The organism is Dyella monticola (assembly GCF_003363155.1).
Taxonomy (GTDB): Bacteria; Pseudomonadota; Gammaproteobacteria; order Xanthomonadales; family Rhodanobacteraceae; genus Dyella_B; species Dyella_B monticola.
Genome location: NZ_QRBE01000016.1, coordinates 56,246 through 74,616 on the forward strand (window position 1 = coordinate 56,246; position 18,371 = coordinate 74,616).

Genomic DNA, 18,371 nt, shown 5'->3' on the forward strand with positions numbered 1-18,371 from the left:
CAAGGCGCTATCAACGATGCGTATTGCATCGCGGCGCCGGTCCGACGACTGCTGCAGTTGATGCCAGATTCGGTCAACACGATTTCAGCAATAAAAAAACGCCCGATGATTTCTCATCGAACGTCTTTCTTTTGATGGTGAGGTTGCGGGATGTTGGAAAGCGCCCCTGGCAGCTAGAACCATTCACAAAAGCTACACATTACTCAAAGTAAAGAGTGCGCCACGTGAAGGCCTACGACGGCTTTGCGTCATTCAATCGAATCACCCGGGTCGCAATACCCTTCAAGGGGAGGGGAGTATGCGTGCTAGGTATTTCTTTGGGGCATCTATTCTTTTTCTTATCGGCGCATGTGCCCATGCGCCCAGTTGGCCGTGGAAAAACCCGTCTGAACTTTGTGCTGGTGATTGCAGTAAGGAAGCGCTTGCACAGACGATGGCTACGACTGTTGCTCGGTATTGCGAAAAATACCGGGAATACTATGCCAGCGGCGGAACGTACTCCAATGGTTGGCAATTGGCCGTCGGTTTGTCAGGTGCCTTTGCCGGCGCAGTTGGAGCACCTCTTGCGTCGAGCACGAAGGCGAAAAATGCGCTTGCTGGCTATTCGGGCGGCGCCAATGCGATGCAACAGTCAATCGGTAAGGCATACAGCACTATTGACTCTCTCAGCCAAGCCAACGCTGTAGCGCTAGCGTATACGCAGGGCGCGAAGGATTTTGCAGCCGCTGGCAGCGACACAAGTAAACTTGAGATGGTAGTTGCCCACACCGCGCTAACGTGCGCGACAGCCGGCAACGCAAGCAGCCAGGACGGTCTCTCAGCGTTTGCGGCTGCGACGTCTACAGGTCTTCCGGCGCCGGAGTCGTCGACTGCCGGGCCAGCCAAAGCATCGAACGTTGCCCCCGCTTCGGGATCAACCGCCGCCGCGCCGGCCAGAGCATCGAGTGCTGCTCCCGCTCCGGCGTCAACCGCCGCAGCCCCGGCCAAAACCACAAATCCCTCGCGGCCAAAAACGCATGTCCAGATGCTGCTGACACCCTTTAAACTCGATTAGCAATAAATAACGGTTCCAGGTTGGCTTAATTTTGGGCGGATGAATTCTGTTGACGTCAACGTGTGCTCGATAAAATCTGGCAAAAAAAATGCCAATGATTTCTCATCGGTGGCGAAGCCTTGTTGCCCAAAGTTGCCCCTGTGCGTACTCGTGCGGATTCCGGACTGTCTGAGCACCTATTCCGGCAAGGGCTGCTCACGCCGCTGGTGTTAGCCAATATTTCGGTGACCCCGCTGGTCGCCTCCTGTGGACTTAGCCCATGCTGAAAAGCTCCGCTTCCGCGCCCATTGCAGACGATCTTCAGCGGAACTTGCGAGCGCTCAATCAGTCTCCTGAACCTGGGGCGCGGAGCTCGCGCGGACAAGGGAAGGTCGCTGGTGAGAGTGCAGGGGGTAAAATCCAGGGGCCCTACCGTATCGGCTCGCCGGATCGTGGCAATGGTCCTGACGATCGGGTGCCATCTAGTCCTTCTGATAGTGCTGTTGCAGCCGGTAGCCTCCTATACCGGCATGTTCCCCGTGGTGGAACACCACGCAAGCGCACTCAAACTGCGGTTCATTTTGTCGCCACGACCAACGTCCACACCATCCGTATCACCAGCGCCACACCTGGTCGTGCGCTCTCCGGGCGTCGCTCAGAAAGCGTTGGTGAAAGAAGCCACACTGCTACCAGGCCAACACGTCGCGCACGTTACTGCACGGCCCACCTCCACCAACGTGTCACCGCCTCCTGCCGTCCCGGTGCTGCCTCATGTGCTCGCCTCGCCCGACCCCTACACGAACAGCCAAGCCTCTACGGAGGATGGCGGCTTTCGGGAGCGGCTACTCAACGCTCAACACGCCGGTGACATTCATGGAGTCCCAGGATCTGATAGACCCATCGTGCCCGGGATTCAATTGATCAACCCTATGGATCAGGGTATTGGTGCGGTGGCGCGCACGGCGCAACGTTTGTTTGGCGTCACCAATCACCACTGCATCGATGTCGAAGTCTTGAAAAGCCTCGCGCCGGAGGAATTAATCGCGCGACATGTATCAGTTGACGAAGTGAATGCAGAGGCTGAGAAGTACAATTGCTACCATCCATTGGGGCTGAGCTTCTAAGCGGTATCCATCAATGCTTCCTGGGTGTGGTCGCCAGCTAAACCGCTCGATAGCCGAGTCTGAAATACAGCTTACGGACACGTATCGTAAGAGTTTGGAAGGACAGTTACTGGTCAAGCAGCAATGGATTGGGATCAGAGTTTGGCTCACCAGCCCGAATCGTTCGGAAAGACCGGAAACAGCAATAGGGTGAGGATGTTCAACAGGGGAATGGCATGTCATTGAAAGATGTACGGACCGCTGTAGAGAGGTTTCTTAAATCGGACAGTCCTCAGGCCATTTCCATCAGTGGCAAGTGGGGCAGCGGGAAGACCTATTTTTGGAATCAGGTCATCAAGAGTGCTTCGCAACAAGGGCTGGTCAAAAAATATTCTTACGTATCCTTGTTTGGGACGAACAACCTTGCCGAGCTGAAGTCAGCCATTTTTGACTGTATCCGCCAGGGATGTGGACGCTGGGGCAAGCTCCTTGACGTGGGCAGAAAATGCCAAGGCAGTGATGCGGTCTTCCTCCATCGATGAGATTAAGGAACCCAGTCGGCGATTGCTGAATCTAGGTAGGAAGAATATTTCGCAGGTGACACCCATCCTGGGGACGTGGGGAAACGTAGCCAGGTCACTGTCCTTCTTTGCGATTAAAAATTATGTGATATGCCTCGATGATGTGGAGAGGAAAGGTACGGGGCTTCCACTCAAGGAGGTTCTAGGCCTTGTGTCCATGCTCAAGGAGCAACGGGGCTGTCGGATCGTTGTTATTTTGAACGAAGATGAGCTGGAATCGGACAGGCCAGTCTTCGATGCCTTCAAGGAAAAAGTTTTTGATGGAGAGATGGTTTTCTCACCTTCGGTAGAAGAGTGCGCAAAGCTTGTCTTTACCGACGACTGGGAGCATTCGAAGGAAGTCACAGAAAAAGTTGTTCGTCTTGACATCAAGAATATCCGGATTTTGCAGCGCATTCGGCGCGTCATCGAAACACTTCTCCCCTATGTGGAAGGAAAAGATGAGGCCCTTACGCGGCAGCTTATTCATTCATCCGTTCTTCTGACGTGGTGCTATAACAGTCGCGAAAGCACTGTGCCTTCCTATGAAATAGTGAAGGACACAAGCTATGCAGCCTTGATGATGTCATCAGGGAAAATGGAGAAGACTGAATCGCAAAAAGTGACTGAGAAAGTCCTGTCTGGCTATGGCTATCGAGACTCTGATGAGTTCGATTTACACATCTGCCAGTTTCTAGAGAAGGGCTATGTAGTTGACGATGACTTCGTTGCTATGGTCAATTCTTTTCAGGAGATGGCACTGAAGAATAATCACTCGGGGAGCTTCACCCAGGCTTGGGGACTTTTTCACGACACGTTTGCCGACAATGAGCAGGAGCTTGTCACAACATTGCGCCAAAGGTTTCTTGATGGGGCAAAGTGGATTCATCTGGGAAACGCGATGGGGACTGTTCGACTCATGCGCGAACTGGGGCATGAAGACATCGCCGATGAGTTGATGAATCATTGGATAGAGATGGCTAAGCGTGAGAGCAAGGAGTTTCTCAATCCTCAGAACGCATTCCTGTCATCCGAAAGCGTGGATGAGAAATTCAAGGATATGGCAAGAAATGCCTACTTTTCTGAAAAATCGATGCCGACGCTCGGGGATGCGATAAGAGACATGTCAGGCAAGAACGGGTGGAGCAAGGAACAGATTGAAGTTCTGTCAAATGCGACGGCGGACGAGTACTTTGGTTTCTTCAAGTCCATAGAGATGGACACAGATCTCGACATGTACATCAAGACATGTTTGCAGTTTGGGTCAATGACCAGCAACAACAACGACGACGAACATTATAAAAAAATCTATGCCACCGCCGTTGTCGCTCTCAAAAGGATTGCCAGCGAGAACCGATTGAATGCACTTCGTCTTTCCAGGTTCTTGCCCAAAGATTCAAGCTGAGACCGGCATGTATGACCTACGCATCTTCAGAGTTCATCCAGGGTACAAAGGTCTCATCATGGAAATGATTCCAGTCAGGTCATGGGCTCTCTCCTAATGCATAGCTGCCCGCCACCTTGTGCAACGACATGAAAACCCGACGGGCCAAAGATATTCCAACTTTCATAGCCCGTTGAGAATGGAATAACTTCGAGGCGGAGATACCCCTCAAACTCTAAAAGAAGATCGGCGGTGCTCTCGCGAACTTCTATGCGTATGACTGGCCGCGAAGCCAGCAAATTAGTGGCAATCGACGCAGCATCAATCGAAGCTGGCAAGCCATATTGTTGTAAATGATCTTCGCTGCTAATTGCTATACGACCGGCATCCAAGATCCGCCAAGGGCATTCTACGCCGATGCCGAGAGATGGCTGGACCGTGAAGCTCCACTGGGATGGCTTAATATGTTGGACGCCTGTAATGACGCGGCCAACAATGCATGAAAAATCGAAGGAATCCATGGTCTTTGACCTAACTACCTAATAGACGGACGTGCACGTCCGGTTATACATCTGCGCGCACTTGCTGAACGCAGCCCTTAAAGCCTTGACCTATGGGAACTTTACTTGTCCGACGTCCAGCTAACAATCCAGCGCGAAGCCGGACATCGATTGCTGCGCTGGAAGGTCTGCTTTGGGTCGAAAGCGGACAATCGTCTGATCTTGCTCACACAGGCATCCTAATAAGTTTCTAGAACACGTCCAGCAGGACTGCTCAGTTGAACAGCTTCCAGTGACCCTCGGAGACGACAGCGACCTCGCCGTCGATGACAGTGATAGCGGTCTGGTCGTCGATGGCATAGCCCGGCACATCGAGCGCGGCGGCCCAGCGCTCCGCTTCGGCTAGGCCGAACTCCGGCATGTTTGGGTGGTTGAGGTGTGGAAAGATGCCGAAGTCGACCAGCCCCAGTGCCTCGACGCTGCCTGTCGGCGACTGCCAGTCACTCATGTACTGACCTAGGTGGTGCGCCGCCACGAGGCTCCCGGCGCTCACCCCGACCCACACCGTCTCCTGCAGCGAAGGCAGGACGTCAGCCAAGCCGGAATGCTGCAGCCAGTGCGCGAGATACAGCGGATCGCCACCGCCCACCAGAAGAGCGTTGGTTTCCCGGACGATGGGAATCCACTGCGCCGCGTCGATGCTGGGAAGCGCTGTGAGCTCAAGCAGGCCGAGAGACTTCCAGCCGATCTCGCACAGCGGAGTCATCGCGCGGCCAGAGACAATCCGCCACGCGGCACCAGGCCCCCCAGCGGTGTACGCAGCCGTCGGGATCACCAGGGCATTGGCCTCGGCGATGGGCTTGCCCAGCATCTCGACGAGCGCGTTGGCGATGCTCGTGTTCTTGATGCCGGCGGAGGTGAGAAGAAGCTTCATATCTCCTCTACGATCTCGTCTTTCCAATAACGTCTGCTTCGGGTCGGAAGCGAACTTTTCAGAATCATAGCGGTGAGCGCCTCTCGCGCCCATGGTCGGCACCAGCGCGGTGCTCAGCGCTTGCCGGAATCGATGTTCAACCAGACCGGAATCCGCAGCTGCGCTCCCACCTAGACATTAGGAATGCTCTGCTTGGGTTATTCACCCACTTCATCCAGCCATTGTCGCTGGCTGTGCAGCGTCTTCGCCATTTCGCGCAAAATCGGGCGTGTGCCGCCCTTCCAAGCATTACGGCTGGCGCCGGCCTTGCCGCTTGCAGTTCGCGGCCCCGTGGATGCCCTCCACGGTCGCCAGTGCTGGATCGCTGCCGCTTGCCGTGTCCGCCGCTCGGGTGTCCAGCCGTTTGTCATGGTCCTTCTCCAATAGTTCGTTTGGCTGATCCACGATTTGTTCCGCGTGCGCGTGAGGCGTGCCGTTATTCACCTGTTGGTGCCCGTGGGCAATGTTGGCCTGTTTGGCGAATACTACGGGCGGATTCTTGATAACAGCCAGGGTTTCAAGCGTCGCACGACACTGGCTTTGTGCCCGTAGAGCAAGCTTCAGATAGATTTCGGTTGCATTGATGTACTCGCCCATATTCACCGCCGCACGTCGGGCCAGCTCCGCGAACATGACGTTTAATGCGGTAGCCTGACTACCTAGCATTGCCTCGATATTGCGCAGATCGCCACGGCTGATCGTGTCGGCCTGATCTTTCAGGACGTGGGCTAGGTCGGTCAGTGATAGTTCGCCCGCATCTGCTTGACCATACCGGATGATGGTTCCGGCCGCGCTGAAATGTGGGCCGGCGGCGGTCTTAGCCACCAAGTAATCGTGCGATTCACCAGGCTTCATCTCCACGGTCAAGGTGCGCGACTTCGGCGTGGTCGGCTCAGCTTTCTTATGCGGTCTTGTCGTCATGGCCCCATCACTTTGTGCGCGAAACATCCAACGGCCAAGTAAGACAGACAGGCCGGGAAAACGCACACACCCTGGTATATCTATATAGGTGCCTATCTGGCAGGTAGATTCGATGATCGAAAGTGGCCTGATAGGCCTGTTTGGCAGGTAGATTTATGGTGATGCGCGCTCTGGAATCGAGCAATCTGCCTGTTTATCGGGTAACCGTTGCCTGTTTCGCGGGTATGCCTTTTCAATTTCCAGCGAATGCCGCTCAGTTGGTTGCGATGCCTCAGAGTCCTTCCACAAGCCGGAAGGTGAACGTGTCGGCGAAAAACTTACCTTGATTCCGCAATCATCCCAGGCCTTCCATGTCAATGCGTACAAGTTTGGTCGGTGGCGTCCGCCTCGTTCAGTCATCTCGATCATGCCAACACGTGTGAGCTCGTTGGTGGCCTTCTGAACGGTCGTATGCGAGCCGCAGCCGCGATCCTTCACCATTCCCCACGCTGCGCATAGGTCGCCGTTGTTGAACCCGTTGTGCTGCCGGCAAAGCTCAAATAACAGCACTTTGGCAGGAGCCGAAAGTAGCCGATATTTTCGAGTGTTCATGACGGCACGAGGAACGCCTGCAAAACTTTCTCTTGCATCGACGCGTCCCTTTACTTTCGTGCGCCTTCTGGCGTTTTTTGACGCTTGCTGGTCAGCCTTCGACATGAGGTACCTCCAGCAATAGGCGACTATCGGTGTCAAGACAGTGTGTGACGCCCGCCGCGTCCAAGCGTGATACGTCGCTCTCTAGAAGGTATTGCGGTGACTGACGCTGGACACCCTGCATCGTTGCCAGCGAGAGGCTTAGGTGCACGCTGGTGACGTTTGAGTTGATAGGAAAGGCTATGCGCATCGCATGCATCCTGCCGTCAGCAAGATCAGAACCGCGCATAGCAGCACTGTCAACGGAGACAAATCTTGATTACGGCCTGTCATTCTGCGACCCGCTGAATGTAGGCGCGTACGCTTTCAACAGACCATGCGGTCGTGCGTGGGCCGAGCTTCACGGGAGCTGGAAATTTTCCATCCCGGACCCATTGCCAAAGCGTACTGGCCGAAACGGGCACCAAAGCCGGCAAGCCAGGATCATTGGCTGTCGACTTCCTGCCAATTATTTGGGGTAGGCGTAGGTAACCGGTGTCCGGAAGAGAAATGTGCATCGCAATGTTTTCCCGTTTATTGAAGTCCGGGACGCGATGTTGCAGACAAAGCTTCTGTTATTCACCGCAGTTGCGGCGCTAAGCACCGATTTGCGGCGCTATGAGCGGGGTTGCTTTCCAGCGCCCAACAATCTTCCTGCTTCTGCGAATACCTTCTCCAAGTTACGCTTGCTGATCCCTTCGACGTCACCATAGCGGCTTTCCAGTTCCGCAATGACTTTCGCCTGACTAGGAAATCCACCGCCGTCCCGATCCATGAGCAAGTTACGCATGGCGGCAATGATTCCGAGATAACTATTCGTCTTTCTTGTCGATTGAGGTTCTGGCTTTTCTGATTCTTCAGACAGCCAATACAACTTGTCCTTTGTAATTATCGGGTATCTATCGCGGTAATACCCTCCCTCTTCGTAACCGCCGGATTCAACCCATTCTTGATTTGGCTTTACGTTCAATTCGAGAGGAATGACCTGATTCAAATCTGCACTTACCGCTGCAATCCAGGTTGTATCTATAAAGATTTGTCCTCTGAAAAAAACTTCGCTAAAAGCATGTTCGCTAATGGCAAACCATCCGGTTACAAAATATCGCGGGCGTCGTTCTGAAATTTCGCTCCCTGTGGATAGGCCGCGAACATCTAGCCGACAACCGAGGTCCTGCCATGACGCATGTGGAAAGTTGGTTTCAGACCAAGGTGGTAAAAAATCCTCTTGCGTACCTACTGCATAGCATGATGAGAGATGTATAAAACACGGCAACTCGTCGTATCGGTTCAACACTCGTGCACGAAATGTCGCCTCTGTTAAGCCCAATTCTTTGGCCTTCGAGGCGAAATCTACAAATTGAAAATCCATGCGCACACCTCTGCGCCCTTCAATGGGAGCCGCGCCAGCCGGGGAAGGTTTTCGGAGGGTTTGACTTTGCGGACTGCTGTATCAGTTAGCGGCATGGGGGCAACATCATTCGACGATCTTGAGTTGCCCCAGATCTTGCCCCCAGCTGCCCCCGGATTGCAACGGACGAAGCTGGACGTCTTTGAGCAAAAAAAAAGGCCGGAACCGTTGCTGTTGCTAGGTTTGCCGGCCCTTGATGGACTGCGTTGGAGTTTAAATTGGTGGAGGTGGCGGCCATCACACTGTGTCCGGATGACCGCAGCACTAAGCCAATCGGCGAATATCTCGGTGGACGAATATCACCACCCGTATCACATTGGCGCATTGATGCCCCGAAGCACCTCGGCGCGGGCACGGCGATCCCCACGTGCGCGCACGCACGCTAAAAGCACGAAGCACGCACCATTCGCAAAAGTTACGCCCACTTGCACTCGAAGCCGTGTGATTAGGTGGCCGCGTGATGGTGCTTTTTGTCATGCAGCACATCGGAAAACCGCATGGCAGCGCGGTTTGTGGCCGATTCTGCGCCCCATGTGCGCCCCAAGCCATATGACTAAATTTCATGAGTAGTGGTGACGCGGAATGCGGACCGTTTGGACGTCCGAAATACCTGACTGCCAATCAGGTACGCGCAACACTTGTTGCGCTTGCGTTTTCGATGGATAGAGTGGGCATCGGCTCAACACACCACGACAGTTCGTATACGCCGATGACAAACGCAACGAAACACACCCGTTTACTTCCATCCTCAGAGCGGATAGTCGCGGCCCGGCTCCGCGCTGGCGAGACCGCTTCCCGCTTGGCGGCCGAGTACAGCACCAGTCTGCAGACGATCCAGGAGATCTCGGCCGTCGCCGGCATCACACCGGCCAACGCGGCGCAAGAACCGACTCAGGTAACTGATACCGATGTACCACAAGCGATCATCGACGCGCAGCCTGCACCAACAGCGAAGCCCGGCGCGTGCATCGTGTTCGCGGCGTCGAAGGCAGCAGCACCGGCCCGGGCCGCTAAACCAGCGCCGGGAGCACCCACACCCACACCCACACCCGTGGCTGGGGCTTCGGTAGCCGTCCAGGACGCGCCGCATGAGGCGTATTTAGACCAGCGCCGCAAGCGGACCATGATTCGCATTAGCCATGTAGCAAAGCGCTTCAATGTCTCACGGAGTGCGGTCTATGCCTGGATGGCGAAAGATCCCGACTTCCCAGCCGCCTTGCACATCGGGAGTTCGGTCTTTTTCGTGGCCGAGGATATCGAGGCGTACATCGATCGCCTTGAGAAGCAAGCCGTCACGCGCGGCGCCGAGCGTGCCGCACGCATCGCAGCGAAACAGGGTGCGACTGCATGAATGCCGTGACACAGCGCGAAGGCCCGCGCAAGGTGCACCACTTGGCAAAACCAACGCAAGCCGCTGAGAGCAGCTCTGGTGTGCACACGCGCAATCAAATGGCTAAGTATAAATTTACCGATCAAGAGATCGAGCGGGCGCGGGCGTGCGATATCGTACCCGTGATCGAGGGCTGCGGCATCGAGCTAAAAAGGGGAGGCCGCGAGCTGGTCGGCCTGTGCCCATTGCACAAAGAAAAGACCGCCAGTTTCACCGTGAACCCAGACAAGGGCAGTTTCTATTGCTTCGGCTGCGGTGCTGGCGGCGACGTGATTCGTTTCGTCATGCAGCATGACCGCGTCGAGTTTCTTGATGCGGTAGCGCGACTGCTCGGCAAGGCCCCGGCGCGCTTCGATCCACCGCCAAAGCGCGAAGTCATACAGGAGGAGCACCCAAAGGAATGGGAGGCCATTATTCCAGTGCCGGAGTCTGCGCCGGAGCCGCTGAACAAGTGGCGTGGAAAAGCCGCTACGCATCGCTGGCCCTATCGGGATTCAGGCGGCAATTTGATTGGCTATATCAGTCGCTTCCCCAAACCGGATGGCGGCAAGGATGTAATGCCGTTGACCTATTGCAAAAGCACGCGCACGGGCGAATGCGAATGGCGCTGGCAGTCGTTCCCCAAACCGCGATTCATGTATGGACTCGATAAGCTTGCGAAGTACCCGGGCGCGCAGGTATTGATTGTTGAGGGCGAGAAATCGTGCGATTCCGCGCAGGCGCATTTCATCGCGGCGGGCATACCAGAAAGTAAGCTGATCGTGGCGAGCTGGCCCGGCGGAGGCAAGGCGGTTAAGCACGTCGATTTCTCGGCGCTGCATGGCCGTCGCGTTGCGTTGTGGCCGGACGCTGATCAGAAGACGTACAACGATCGGCACCCGCAGGCTGGGGAGGTCATCCCGTTTCTGATGCAGGGCGGCACGAAAGCCATGCTTGATGTGTTCGACGCGATCAGCGAGCACTGCAAGGCGCACCCGGTTAAGTTCGTCGTGCCACCGGAAGGCGTGCTTGATGGCTGGGATTTGGCGGACGAATTCCCCGAAGGCTTTAACCTGCTCTCGCACATGAAGACAAGACGCGAGGCTGCGAGCATCCGCGATGAGTTCGCTGTTTCTCCGCCGATAGTGGCGGATGACTTGGAGGGCGGTGGGCAGCACGACGGCGCGCAGGACACGCCGATAGGCGAGCTGAGTGACGCGCAGCAGCAGCCGAAGTCGGAGACCCATTACGAAAGTGTCAGCCTGATTGACCGCGCCGATGGCGTGCAACTTGGCGGCATGGCGCAAGGTGCTGATAAGCCGCTACTGAATCCGCAGGCGCGCGCGCAGCTTAATAGCGCGATGATGACGCTCGGCTGCGATGGCCCATGGCCGATGGGAAAGAGCGGCGACCTGCATGGATTTCTCAACCATCGAAAAGAGGTCGTGTTCCTTCGCTCCCCTGACTTACTCAGGGAGCACGGCATTCTGGACTTGCAGACTCTCAACTTCTGGGAGGCGTACTGCACGGCCTACGGCAAACCAACCGACAAAGCGCGAAAGATTGATCGGACGCTGATCGGGGATTTTCTCCTGACCTTGTCGGGGACCGTGGGCGACTTTGACCCGCGACATGTTCCGCCATCGGTAGAGCATCCTGATGTGCTCAGGTACAAAGTGGCTGTAGCAGAAATGCGAGTAGGGCCGAGCGCGCAGGCGATCAGCCATTTCCTGATGCTCGATCCGACGTGGAAGGATGTTGTGTGGGTAAACACCTTCGCCGAACGCATCGAGGCACGCACTGATCCGCCATGCGGGGGTGGCGCTGGCCCTTGGACCGATGACCACGACACACGGCTCACGGCGTGGCTTACGGCGGTGCACAAGGTGAAAGAGTTGAGTGATAGAGCTGTGGCGAAAGCAGTGAGCTTGCTTGCATTCGCCGATCAGCGGCACCCTGTGCGCGACTACCTGCGCGGCCTGAAATGGGATGAGGTGGCACGTCTGGACACTTGGCTGTGCACCTATACCGGCGTCAAGGATAATGAGCTAACCCGCGCCTTCGCGTCGAAAACGCTGATCAGCATGATTGCGCGCGTCATGGTGCCTGGGTCGAAGGTGGACACGGCATTGATATGCGAGGGCCTGCAGGGCATCAGCAAGTCAAGTTTGATCGAGGCTCTGATGCATGACCCGGAATGGTTCACGGACTCATTGGACGGCGATCTGGGCAATAAGGATGCGGCAATCGCGCTGCGTGGTAAGTGGGCAATCGAAGTCCCCGAGCTGGCAGCGCTTGAGCGCACCGGCACGAAAGCAGCCAAGGCGTTCGTGTCAAGAAAAGTCGATCACTACCGATCACCGTTCGGAACCAAGGCACAGGATCATCCGCGCCAGTGCGTATTCTGGGGCACCGTCAACCCGGAGGGCGATGGGCGCTACTTGGATGACCCTACGGGCGCACGCCGGTATTGGCCTGTGGAGATGACTAAGCTCGATCTTGATGGCATGAAGGCGATCCGCGACCAGCTTTGGGCGGAGGCGTTCCATCGCTACGGCAATGGCCAAGGCGATGGATTGAGGGCGGATGAAAAGGGTGAGCGTTGGTGGCTGACCCCGGAGCTGGAGGCGCTCGCCAAGGTGGAGCAGGCCGCCCGGCAGATAAGCAACCCGTGGGATGAGCACGTCGAGAAGTTTGTAACCGTGGGCCCAGTCCCCGGCGACAGAAATGGGGCTGGCTGGATCAGGCGAGTGGAGCCGCTTACGGAGGTTACCGCTGGCGAGATTTACTATGCGACCACGGGGCAGCCATCCACGAAGAAGAACATGGCCGACACAAAGCTCATTTGCGCCGCGTTGAAGGCGGCCGGGTGGGAGCCATCGAACAACCAGGGGCGAGGGTGGCGACGCAAGTCTCCGGCGAAACGGGATGAGCAAGGGATGCCGTTCTAGATCGGTGATCCGGCAAAGACAAAGAGGCCGCCCCGATGGGCGGTTTTTTTGTGGGTCTCTATAAAATCTACAACATCTCCTGAATTTTACATGCTGTTCCCGGAACTGTTTGGGCGCAAGGGCTACAACATCTACAACATCCGCAACATCTATTTCCAATATGTTTTCTCTTACATGAGAGATAGCCATAGATGGGTAACGTCGGCACCTCGCATGTATGGAGTTGCACGTTTCGTGTATAGAAAAAACCTCTCAGAAATAGGTGATGTTGATGTTGTGATGTTGTAGACCGTCCACTGCCTTCGGCGGCGACGCACTCAACCGGCGAGCCGCACCGATCCGGCGTGGCTGGTGCCTACTACTAAGTGTCGGCAAGGGTGCATAGGTGCCGACGTTTGGTAGCAGCTCCGACATGGAGTGGTCCGGCACCAGCGACGCGACAGAGGCTGGTGGGCGGATGACTGATGCTGGCTTTCAGGGGATTGATCAAATTTGATCAATTTAGACGTCTATATGGCTGAATAATTTTGCTGTATCGGGTTGACCTGTGAGTAGGTGATTCATATGCTTCGACCAAGCGCCGAGAGGCGCGCGTATCGAGTTTCATAATTTGCAGTTGAAGCGGCACGCACCATCAGTGTCGTGATACCACAATCAACCGAATCCGCACCAAAACTTGCATGGAGCTGCTCGATGGCGCGCCCACCGCGACCTGATTACCTGATTGCCCTAACCTGTATTCGGCACGCGATTACTGAGCACGGCCCCGAAGTTGGACCGAGGATCGCGAGGGCTCAATTCCCGAAGGTTGCCGCTGGCACATGGAGCCGATGGGTTAAGCAGGTCCGCGAGGAGGATGCTGCACTACCGATGGGGGGCGCGGTGCTTCCTGCACCGGCTGCACTGGTTGCGCGTCCGGCGCAAGCACCAGCATCGGCCGCCATGGTCGAGTTGCTGTCGGGCGATATCGACTTCTGCTCAGAGATCGGCGTGATGAAAATGGCTTGCGATCTGCTGCTGGAGTATTCCGCGCCAACTGATCCGGCGACCGGCGTGCGGCGCATGCGGAACCCGCTGATGTTGATCCAATCGACCCGACTCCGAAATGGCTTGCTCGATCTTTGGGTGCGCCATCAGGCCACGATCTGGAACGCCGAGCGCATGCAGGAATTCCAATCCAAGGTAGTGCAGGCGATCGGCAGCGCGTTGCGTGATTCGCGGGACGATGGCGAGCGCGTGGTTATCGGTCGCATTTTGGGTGCACTACGCGGCGCCCTTGGGGATCACCAGGTAGACACCGCGCTACTCGATACCCGGAGCACCGCATGATCGATCGACACATGATTCCAGGTGAGGCCGAGGCCATGACGGGGATGGCGCGCAGCCTGATTGCAGATATGCAGCGCGAGGCGGAGATCCTGCATGCGGCCGGCGGAAGCGTAAAGATGGGTGAGCGCTTGGCAGTCAGCGCGACGCACCTGCGCAAGCGTCTGGTGCGCCACGTGACGACGCGTGAGAGGAGGGCAGCGAAAGCGGATATCGAGATCATGGCCCGGTTTATCGCCGCCCTGGAACGGATGACTGACAAAGACATCACCTAGGAGTCTACTGAGCATCTCATCGATCGATGGACACCCGGGCCATTGAACGGTAGTCGCTAACCGCCGCCGCTGAGCCAATCTTGTTAGTATGTGATTCGCAGGGATCACTAACGCTATCACCAATGCTCGGCGCCAGTGGACGCTATGGTGCTACCGGCGGCCAGTTTCGCCGCAGTCCGGCGCTGACCGCTGAAATTCAATACGCCCGGTCTTGATTGAGCGGCGCATCTGTTCCACGAACAATATGCCAATACGAGTGCACGGACTTCTCGCGCTTGCTTACTTCAAAAGAGGAACTTACGTCTTAGGAAATAGGTCGAGAGGATAAATTGATTAGGGCGCGTTATCGCGGGAAGGGAAGAGGAAACGCTTCGACGCAAAGCCCACACTCGTCCAAGTTAACGCCGGGATGACACGGTCGGAAACGAAGGGTGTAGCAGATCTTTCGGATGACTGGACCCAACGGGCGGACGTTCGGGTTACGCTGAGGCATTCGGCGCCACGGGGTTGGTGATTAACAAGCCCGACGATATTGCCACTGTTATGAGAAAGGCGTTTGATACGCCCGGGCCGGTCATCGTCAGCGTGAACGTGGACTACCGCGACAACCATAAACTCTTCGAGAGCGTGCACGAAGGAGCCATTCACTAGTGCGGCCCCACGCAACGAGTCGTCGCCTGGAAGACAAGTGCACTACGTATGTGGATTGGCGGTCATGCCGGATAGGACCCCAGCTGTTCGCTTGGCCGATGACGACCGGAGTTGGGGCTTAGGTGGGGTACTTCGACCGGAGCTCCAGCAGGCCGAGAAGTATGTCATCTCGCTCCGCCTCCAGTTCTTCCATGGTGCGTGATCCGACTTCAGCGTGAACGCTTGCAATGAGCTTCTCTTGCACTTCAGGCGTAAGCTCCGGCGTGCCTAGTACTTTCCACCATGCAGACATGGGCCCAGTGAATTGCTGGAAGAAGTGCTCGATGCCACCCGTGCCGCCGGCGAGATGGTTGAGCATCATGTTGCCCATGATGCCCCAGCGGAGACCCGGGCCCCAACACAATGCGGTATCGGCGTCTGCGGCGCTGACGACGCCCTCGGCAACAAGGTGATAAACCTCGCGACCTATGGCAGCCTGGAGGCGATTAGCAACATGCCCAGGCACCTCCTTGTTGAGGCGAACGACCTTCTTGCCGATCGAAGAATAAAAGTCCATCGTGCGCCTGATCGTCGTGTCTGAGGTCTGTTTACCTCCGACGACCTCCACCAACGGGACCAGATGCGGTGGGTTGAAAGGATGTGCGATCACACAACGCTCGGGATGCGACGCTGCGCCGGCCTGAATGTCGCTCATGGTGAGACCTGACGAGCTCGACGCGATGATCACATCGGGCGGCAGTATCTCATCGAGCTGCCCGTAGAGCTTGCGTTTGAAATCGATTCGTTCGGGGCCATTCTCCTGAACGAGGTCGACTCCAGTGAGCGCTTGCTCAAGCGTGCTGGTGAACGTCAGGTTCGACGGCGCTGCTCCTGGCGAAAGGCCAAGGCGCGTCAATGCGGGCCATGCATTTGCCACGAACTTCCTTAATGAGGCCTCGGCATTTGGTGCGACGTCGGTAGCGACGACTTCAAGCCCCTTGGCCAGGAACAGGGCGCTCCAGCTCGCGCCGATGACGCCTGTGCCGATGACGGCAATGCGGTTGATGCTTCGAATGCTTGTCATGCGTGCATCTCCGCTACGGCAGGGCGCATCTGCAAGCCCTCGCGATGCTGCGGTCCGGTCGGGCCATAATCGAGCTCGGCCCCGATATTGCTGCTTCGCATGACGGCAGCCGGAGCGTCGCAGGGATCCATGATCGATTCGACGAAGATCAACGTATCGTTCGGTGTGCTGAGCGCGTTTTGAAGATCCGCGCCGGTTTTGACGACGAACGATCGTGCCGACGTGTCAGGGCAAAGCACCTTCGGCAGATTGGCGTAGGACCAATTGGCAATGTCGTTGTATGGTTCTGCCTTGCCGAGGTAGCCGCGCTCGATGGTATATCCGCCATTGTTGATCAGCAGGATCGCCGGCTTGTGATCGTGTCGCAAAATCGTCGACAACTCCTGCGCCGTGACCTGGAAGGAGCCGTCCCCAATCAACAGAATGTGACGACGATCCGGTGCGGCAGTCAGTGCGCCAAGCAATGCGCCCACCGAATAGCCGATCGAACCCCAGTTGATCGAACCGATGAACGTGCACTTCGGCGGTAGTTTGAGGCCGAGCAGAGAGAATGACGTGCCATTGTCGACATACAGGACATCACCGGGCCGCAGATAGCTTTGAATGGCGGGCCAATAAAAGGCCTGCGTAAGCTTGGCATGCGCATCGATGTGCGTGTTTGTCATCATCGCAGGCTCAACACGTCGAGATGTGCGATGTGTGATTTTCGGAATGGCATCGATGACGCCACGAAGCACTTCCTTGAGCGTCACCGCTTGATAATTGTCATGGCCGATATCGAGCGAGTGCGCGCGGGCATGGATAGTGTTGGTCGGCAACGAAGCTGAGAAATCGCCTGTGGTCACTTCAATGGGACGATACGAGATAGCGAGCAGGCAATCACTGGATTCGATCGTCTCCTGCACGCCAGGTTCGCTGGCTTTGCCGGCGTAAATGCCAATGTAATGCGAGAACGATTCGTCGATCACGCCCTTGGCTGCGTTGATCACCGCCACGGGGGCTTGCAGCTTGCTGGCAAGATCCATGAGTTCAGGTGCAACGCGGAATCGATCCGCATCGGTATCGACCAGGATCGCCGGTGACTTGGCGGTAGATAGATGTTCCGCGACCGCAGCGACGCACGAATGCAAGCGTTCGGGGTCGCTTGGCGCTTCGGCGAGAACGAGCGGTGCAGAAGGTACCTCAATCTCGAGGTAAGCGATGTCGGACGGAAACTCCATATACACAGGAAGCTTTTCGCGCCAAGCAGTGACAATCAGGCGATCAATCTCGATAACTGCATTGCGTGGCGTGATCCGTGCTTGCGCCACTGTTACCGGCTTGTATGCATTAAGGAAGTGATCGAAATTCCCGTCCGCCATGGTGTGGTGCATGCCCAAACCACGGTCGATGGACCTCAGTGGTATCGAGCCTGCGATGCAGAGCACAGGGACATGTTCGGCATAAGCACCGCCAATTCCGTTAATCGAGCTTAACGGTCCAACCCCGTTTGTGACGAGCAGTGCACCCAATCCATTCAATCGTGCATAGCCATCAGCGGCGTAAGAGGCAGTCAGCTCACCAGTGGTGCCGACCCATTTGACCCTCTTCGCGTCGTGCAGTTGTTGCAGCACTGTGAGGTTGTAGTCTCCGGGGACACCGAACAGGTGCCGAATGCCGGCTTCTTCAAGACGACGAAGCAGAAAATCGCCGATCTTCATTCGTTGCGTGGGGGTTGACATAGAGGACTCCTGGGCCGCTGGAGAAAAGCGGCAAAATAGGCAGCAGCCGGAGGGAGTCCCATGCGCGATGGAATCGGTGACGCACCGAGCCAACGGCAAATCGGGCAATTCCAAGAAAATCGCCGTTACTGCGGTCGACTTTCATCATTGGATCAATCCAATGTCGATGGTGGCTGGCCGGGCCAACGCCGATCCTCGGACCCCATCCTTGGAAATATACAAAGATGAGAACGGCGTTCAAGTCGAACGCTAACGATTCGATGCGGCATTGCATTATTTTTTTCAGAGTCCTTCAATGGCACGGTGCTTGCTTGGCGTTTAACTATTCGCGGCAACACGTCACGCAAGGAAAACGTCGTCCTCTTTGTGGCGACTAGATTTCTAGCTTGCGTCGACACATCCACAGTCTTGAGGCCTCCAGGTATCCCGTATCAACGTATAGTCTGGTGCTCTTTCTCGCA

General features: G+C 56.3%; 18 protein-coding genes. 10 read left to right on the forward strand and 8 right to left on the reverse strand.

Annotation, left to right across the window (positions count from 1 at the left end; translation table 11 throughout):
- Positions 1–298: 298 nt before the first annotated feature.
- The 4 genes from DWU98_RS22025 (at position 299) to DWU98_RS19375 (ending at position 4,101) form a co-directional block, all read left to right on the forward strand.
- Positions 299–1,054 (forward strand): hypothetical protein, encoded by a 756-nt coding sequence (locus tag DWU98_RS22025; protein ID WP_158545125.1) that lies wholly within the window; start codon positions 299–301, stop codon positions 1,052–1,054.
- A 437-nt stretch (positions 1,055–1,491) separates the two neighbouring features.
- Positions 1,492–2,157, forward strand: a complete 666-nt coding sequence (locus tag DWU98_RS21780) for a hypothetical protein (protein WP_147293381.1) — start codon at positions 1,492–1,494, stop codon at positions 2,155–2,157.
- A 215-nt stretch (positions 2,158–2,372) separates the two neighbouring features.
- A complete protein-coding gene (locus tag DWU98_RS19370) occupies positions 2,373–2,678 on the forward strand; it encodes a P-loop NTPase fold protein (RefSeq protein ID WP_115497227.1) in 306 nt (101 codons plus the stop codon).
- A gap of 190 nt (positions 2,679–2,868) precedes the next feature.
- The gene (locus DWU98_RS19375; RefSeq protein WP_147293382.1) at positions 2,869–4,101 is read left to right on the forward strand and encodes a hypothetical protein; all 1,233 of its coding nucleotides are present in this window, start codon (positions 2,869–2,871) and stop codon (positions 4,099–4,101) included.
- Between the two features lie 74 nt (positions 4,102–4,175).
- Here the strand turns inward: DWU98_RS19375 and DWU98_RS21785 are convergent, their stop codons facing one another.
- The 6 genes from DWU98_RS21785 to DWU98_RS21795 all read right to left on the reverse strand — a co-directional run bounded on the left by DWU98_RS21785 (position 4,176) and on the right by DWU98_RS21795 (position 8,515).
- On the reverse strand, positions 4,176–4,601 hold the full coding sequence (locus tag DWU98_RS21785; RefSeq protein ID WP_147293383.1) for a DUF6188 family protein: 426 nt from the start codon (positions 4,599–4,601) through the stop codon (positions 4,176–4,178).
- Between the two features lie 253 nt (positions 4,602–4,854).
- Positions 4,855–5,514, reverse strand: a complete 660-nt coding sequence (locus DWU98_RS19380; protein WP_115497229.1) for a Type 1 glutamine amidotransferase-like domain-containing protein — start codon at positions 5,512–5,514, stop codon at positions 4,855–4,857.
- Between the two features lie 288 nt (positions 5,515–5,802).
- Positions 5,803–6,474: a hypothetical protein gene (locus DWU98_RS19385; protein WP_147293384.1), complete on the reverse strand. Its 672-nt coding sequence runs from the start codon at positions 6,472–6,474 to the stop codon at positions 5,803–5,805.
- Between the two features lie 153 nt (positions 6,475–6,627).
- A complete protein-coding gene (locus DWU98_RS21790; RefSeq protein WP_147293385.1) occupies positions 6,628–7,170 on the reverse strand; it encodes a hypothetical protein in 543 nt (180 codons plus the stop codon).
- 266 nt (positions 7,171–7,436) lie between these two features.
- Positions 7,437–7,664: a helix-turn-helix transcriptional regulator gene (locus tag DWU98_RS22455; protein ID WP_115497231.1), complete on the reverse strand. Its 228-nt coding sequence runs from the start codon at positions 7,662–7,664 to the stop codon at positions 7,437–7,439.
- 98 nt (positions 7,665–7,762) lie between these two features.
- Positions 7,763–8,515 (reverse strand): hypothetical protein, encoded by a 753-nt coding sequence (locus DWU98_RS21795; RefSeq protein WP_147293386.1) that lies wholly within the window; start codon positions 8,513–8,515, stop codon positions 7,763–7,765.
- Positions 8,516–9,116: 601 nt separating this feature from the next.
- Between DWU98_RS21795 and DWU98_RS19400 the strand changes: the two genes are divergently transcribed.
- From DWU98_RS19400 to DWU98_RS22590, 5 genes are all read left to right on the forward strand, one after another.
- On the forward strand, positions 9,117–9,905 hold the full coding sequence (locus DWU98_RS19400) for a helix-turn-helix transcriptional regulator (protein WP_147293387.1): 789 nt from the start codon (positions 9,117–9,119) through the stop codon (positions 9,903–9,905).
- Positions 9,902–12,874: a VapE domain-containing protein gene (locus DWU98_RS19405; protein ID WP_115497234.1), complete on the forward strand. Its 2,973-nt coding sequence runs from the start codon at positions 9,902–9,904 to the stop codon at positions 12,872–12,874. Before DWU98_RS19400 ends, DWU98_RS19405 begins: the two co-directional genes overlap by 4 nt.
- A 693-nt stretch (positions 12,875–13,567) precedes the next feature.
- Positions 13,568–14,203 (forward strand): hypothetical protein, encoded by a 636-nt coding sequence (locus DWU98_RS19410; protein WP_147293388.1) that lies wholly within the window; start codon positions 13,568–13,570, stop codon positions 14,201–14,203.
- Entirely contained in the window at positions 14,200–14,475 is a 276-nt protein-coding gene (locus DWU98_RS19415) for a hypothetical protein (protein WP_147293389.1), read from the forward strand. The genes DWU98_RS19410 and DWU98_RS19415 overlap by 4 nt, the downstream gene beginning before the upstream one ends.
- A 453-nt stretch (positions 14,476–14,928) precedes the next feature.
- Positions 14,929–15,126, forward strand: a complete 198-nt coding sequence (locus DWU98_RS22590) for a thiamine pyrophosphate-dependent enzyme (protein WP_425480249.1) — start codon at positions 14,929–14,931, stop codon at positions 15,124–15,126.
- Positions 15,127–15,244: 118 nt separating this feature from the next.
- On the opposite strand, the gene DWU98_RS19425 is transcribed toward DWU98_RS22590, so the two are convergent.
- Positions 15,245–16,189, reverse strand: a complete 945-nt coding sequence (locus DWU98_RS19425) for a 3-hydroxyacyl-CoA dehydrogenase NAD-binding domain-containing protein (RefSeq protein ID WP_115497237.1) — start codon at positions 16,187–16,189, stop codon at positions 15,245–15,247.
- On the reverse strand, positions 16,186–17,910 hold the full coding sequence (locus tag DWU98_RS19430) for an alpha-keto acid decarboxylase family protein (RefSeq protein ID WP_115497238.1): 1,725 nt from the start codon (positions 17,908–17,910) through the stop codon (positions 16,186–16,188). The genes DWU98_RS19425 and DWU98_RS19430 overlap by 4 nt, the downstream gene beginning before the upstream one ends.
- 67 nt (positions 17,911–17,977) lie before the next feature.
- Here DWU98_RS19430 and DWU98_RS19435 point away from each other — a divergent pair, with 67 nt between their 5' ends.
- Entirely contained in the window at positions 17,978–18,163 is a 186-nt protein-coding gene (locus tag DWU98_RS19435; protein ID WP_115497239.1) for a hypothetical protein, read from the forward strand.
- Positions 18,164–18,371 lie beyond the last annotated feature (208 nt).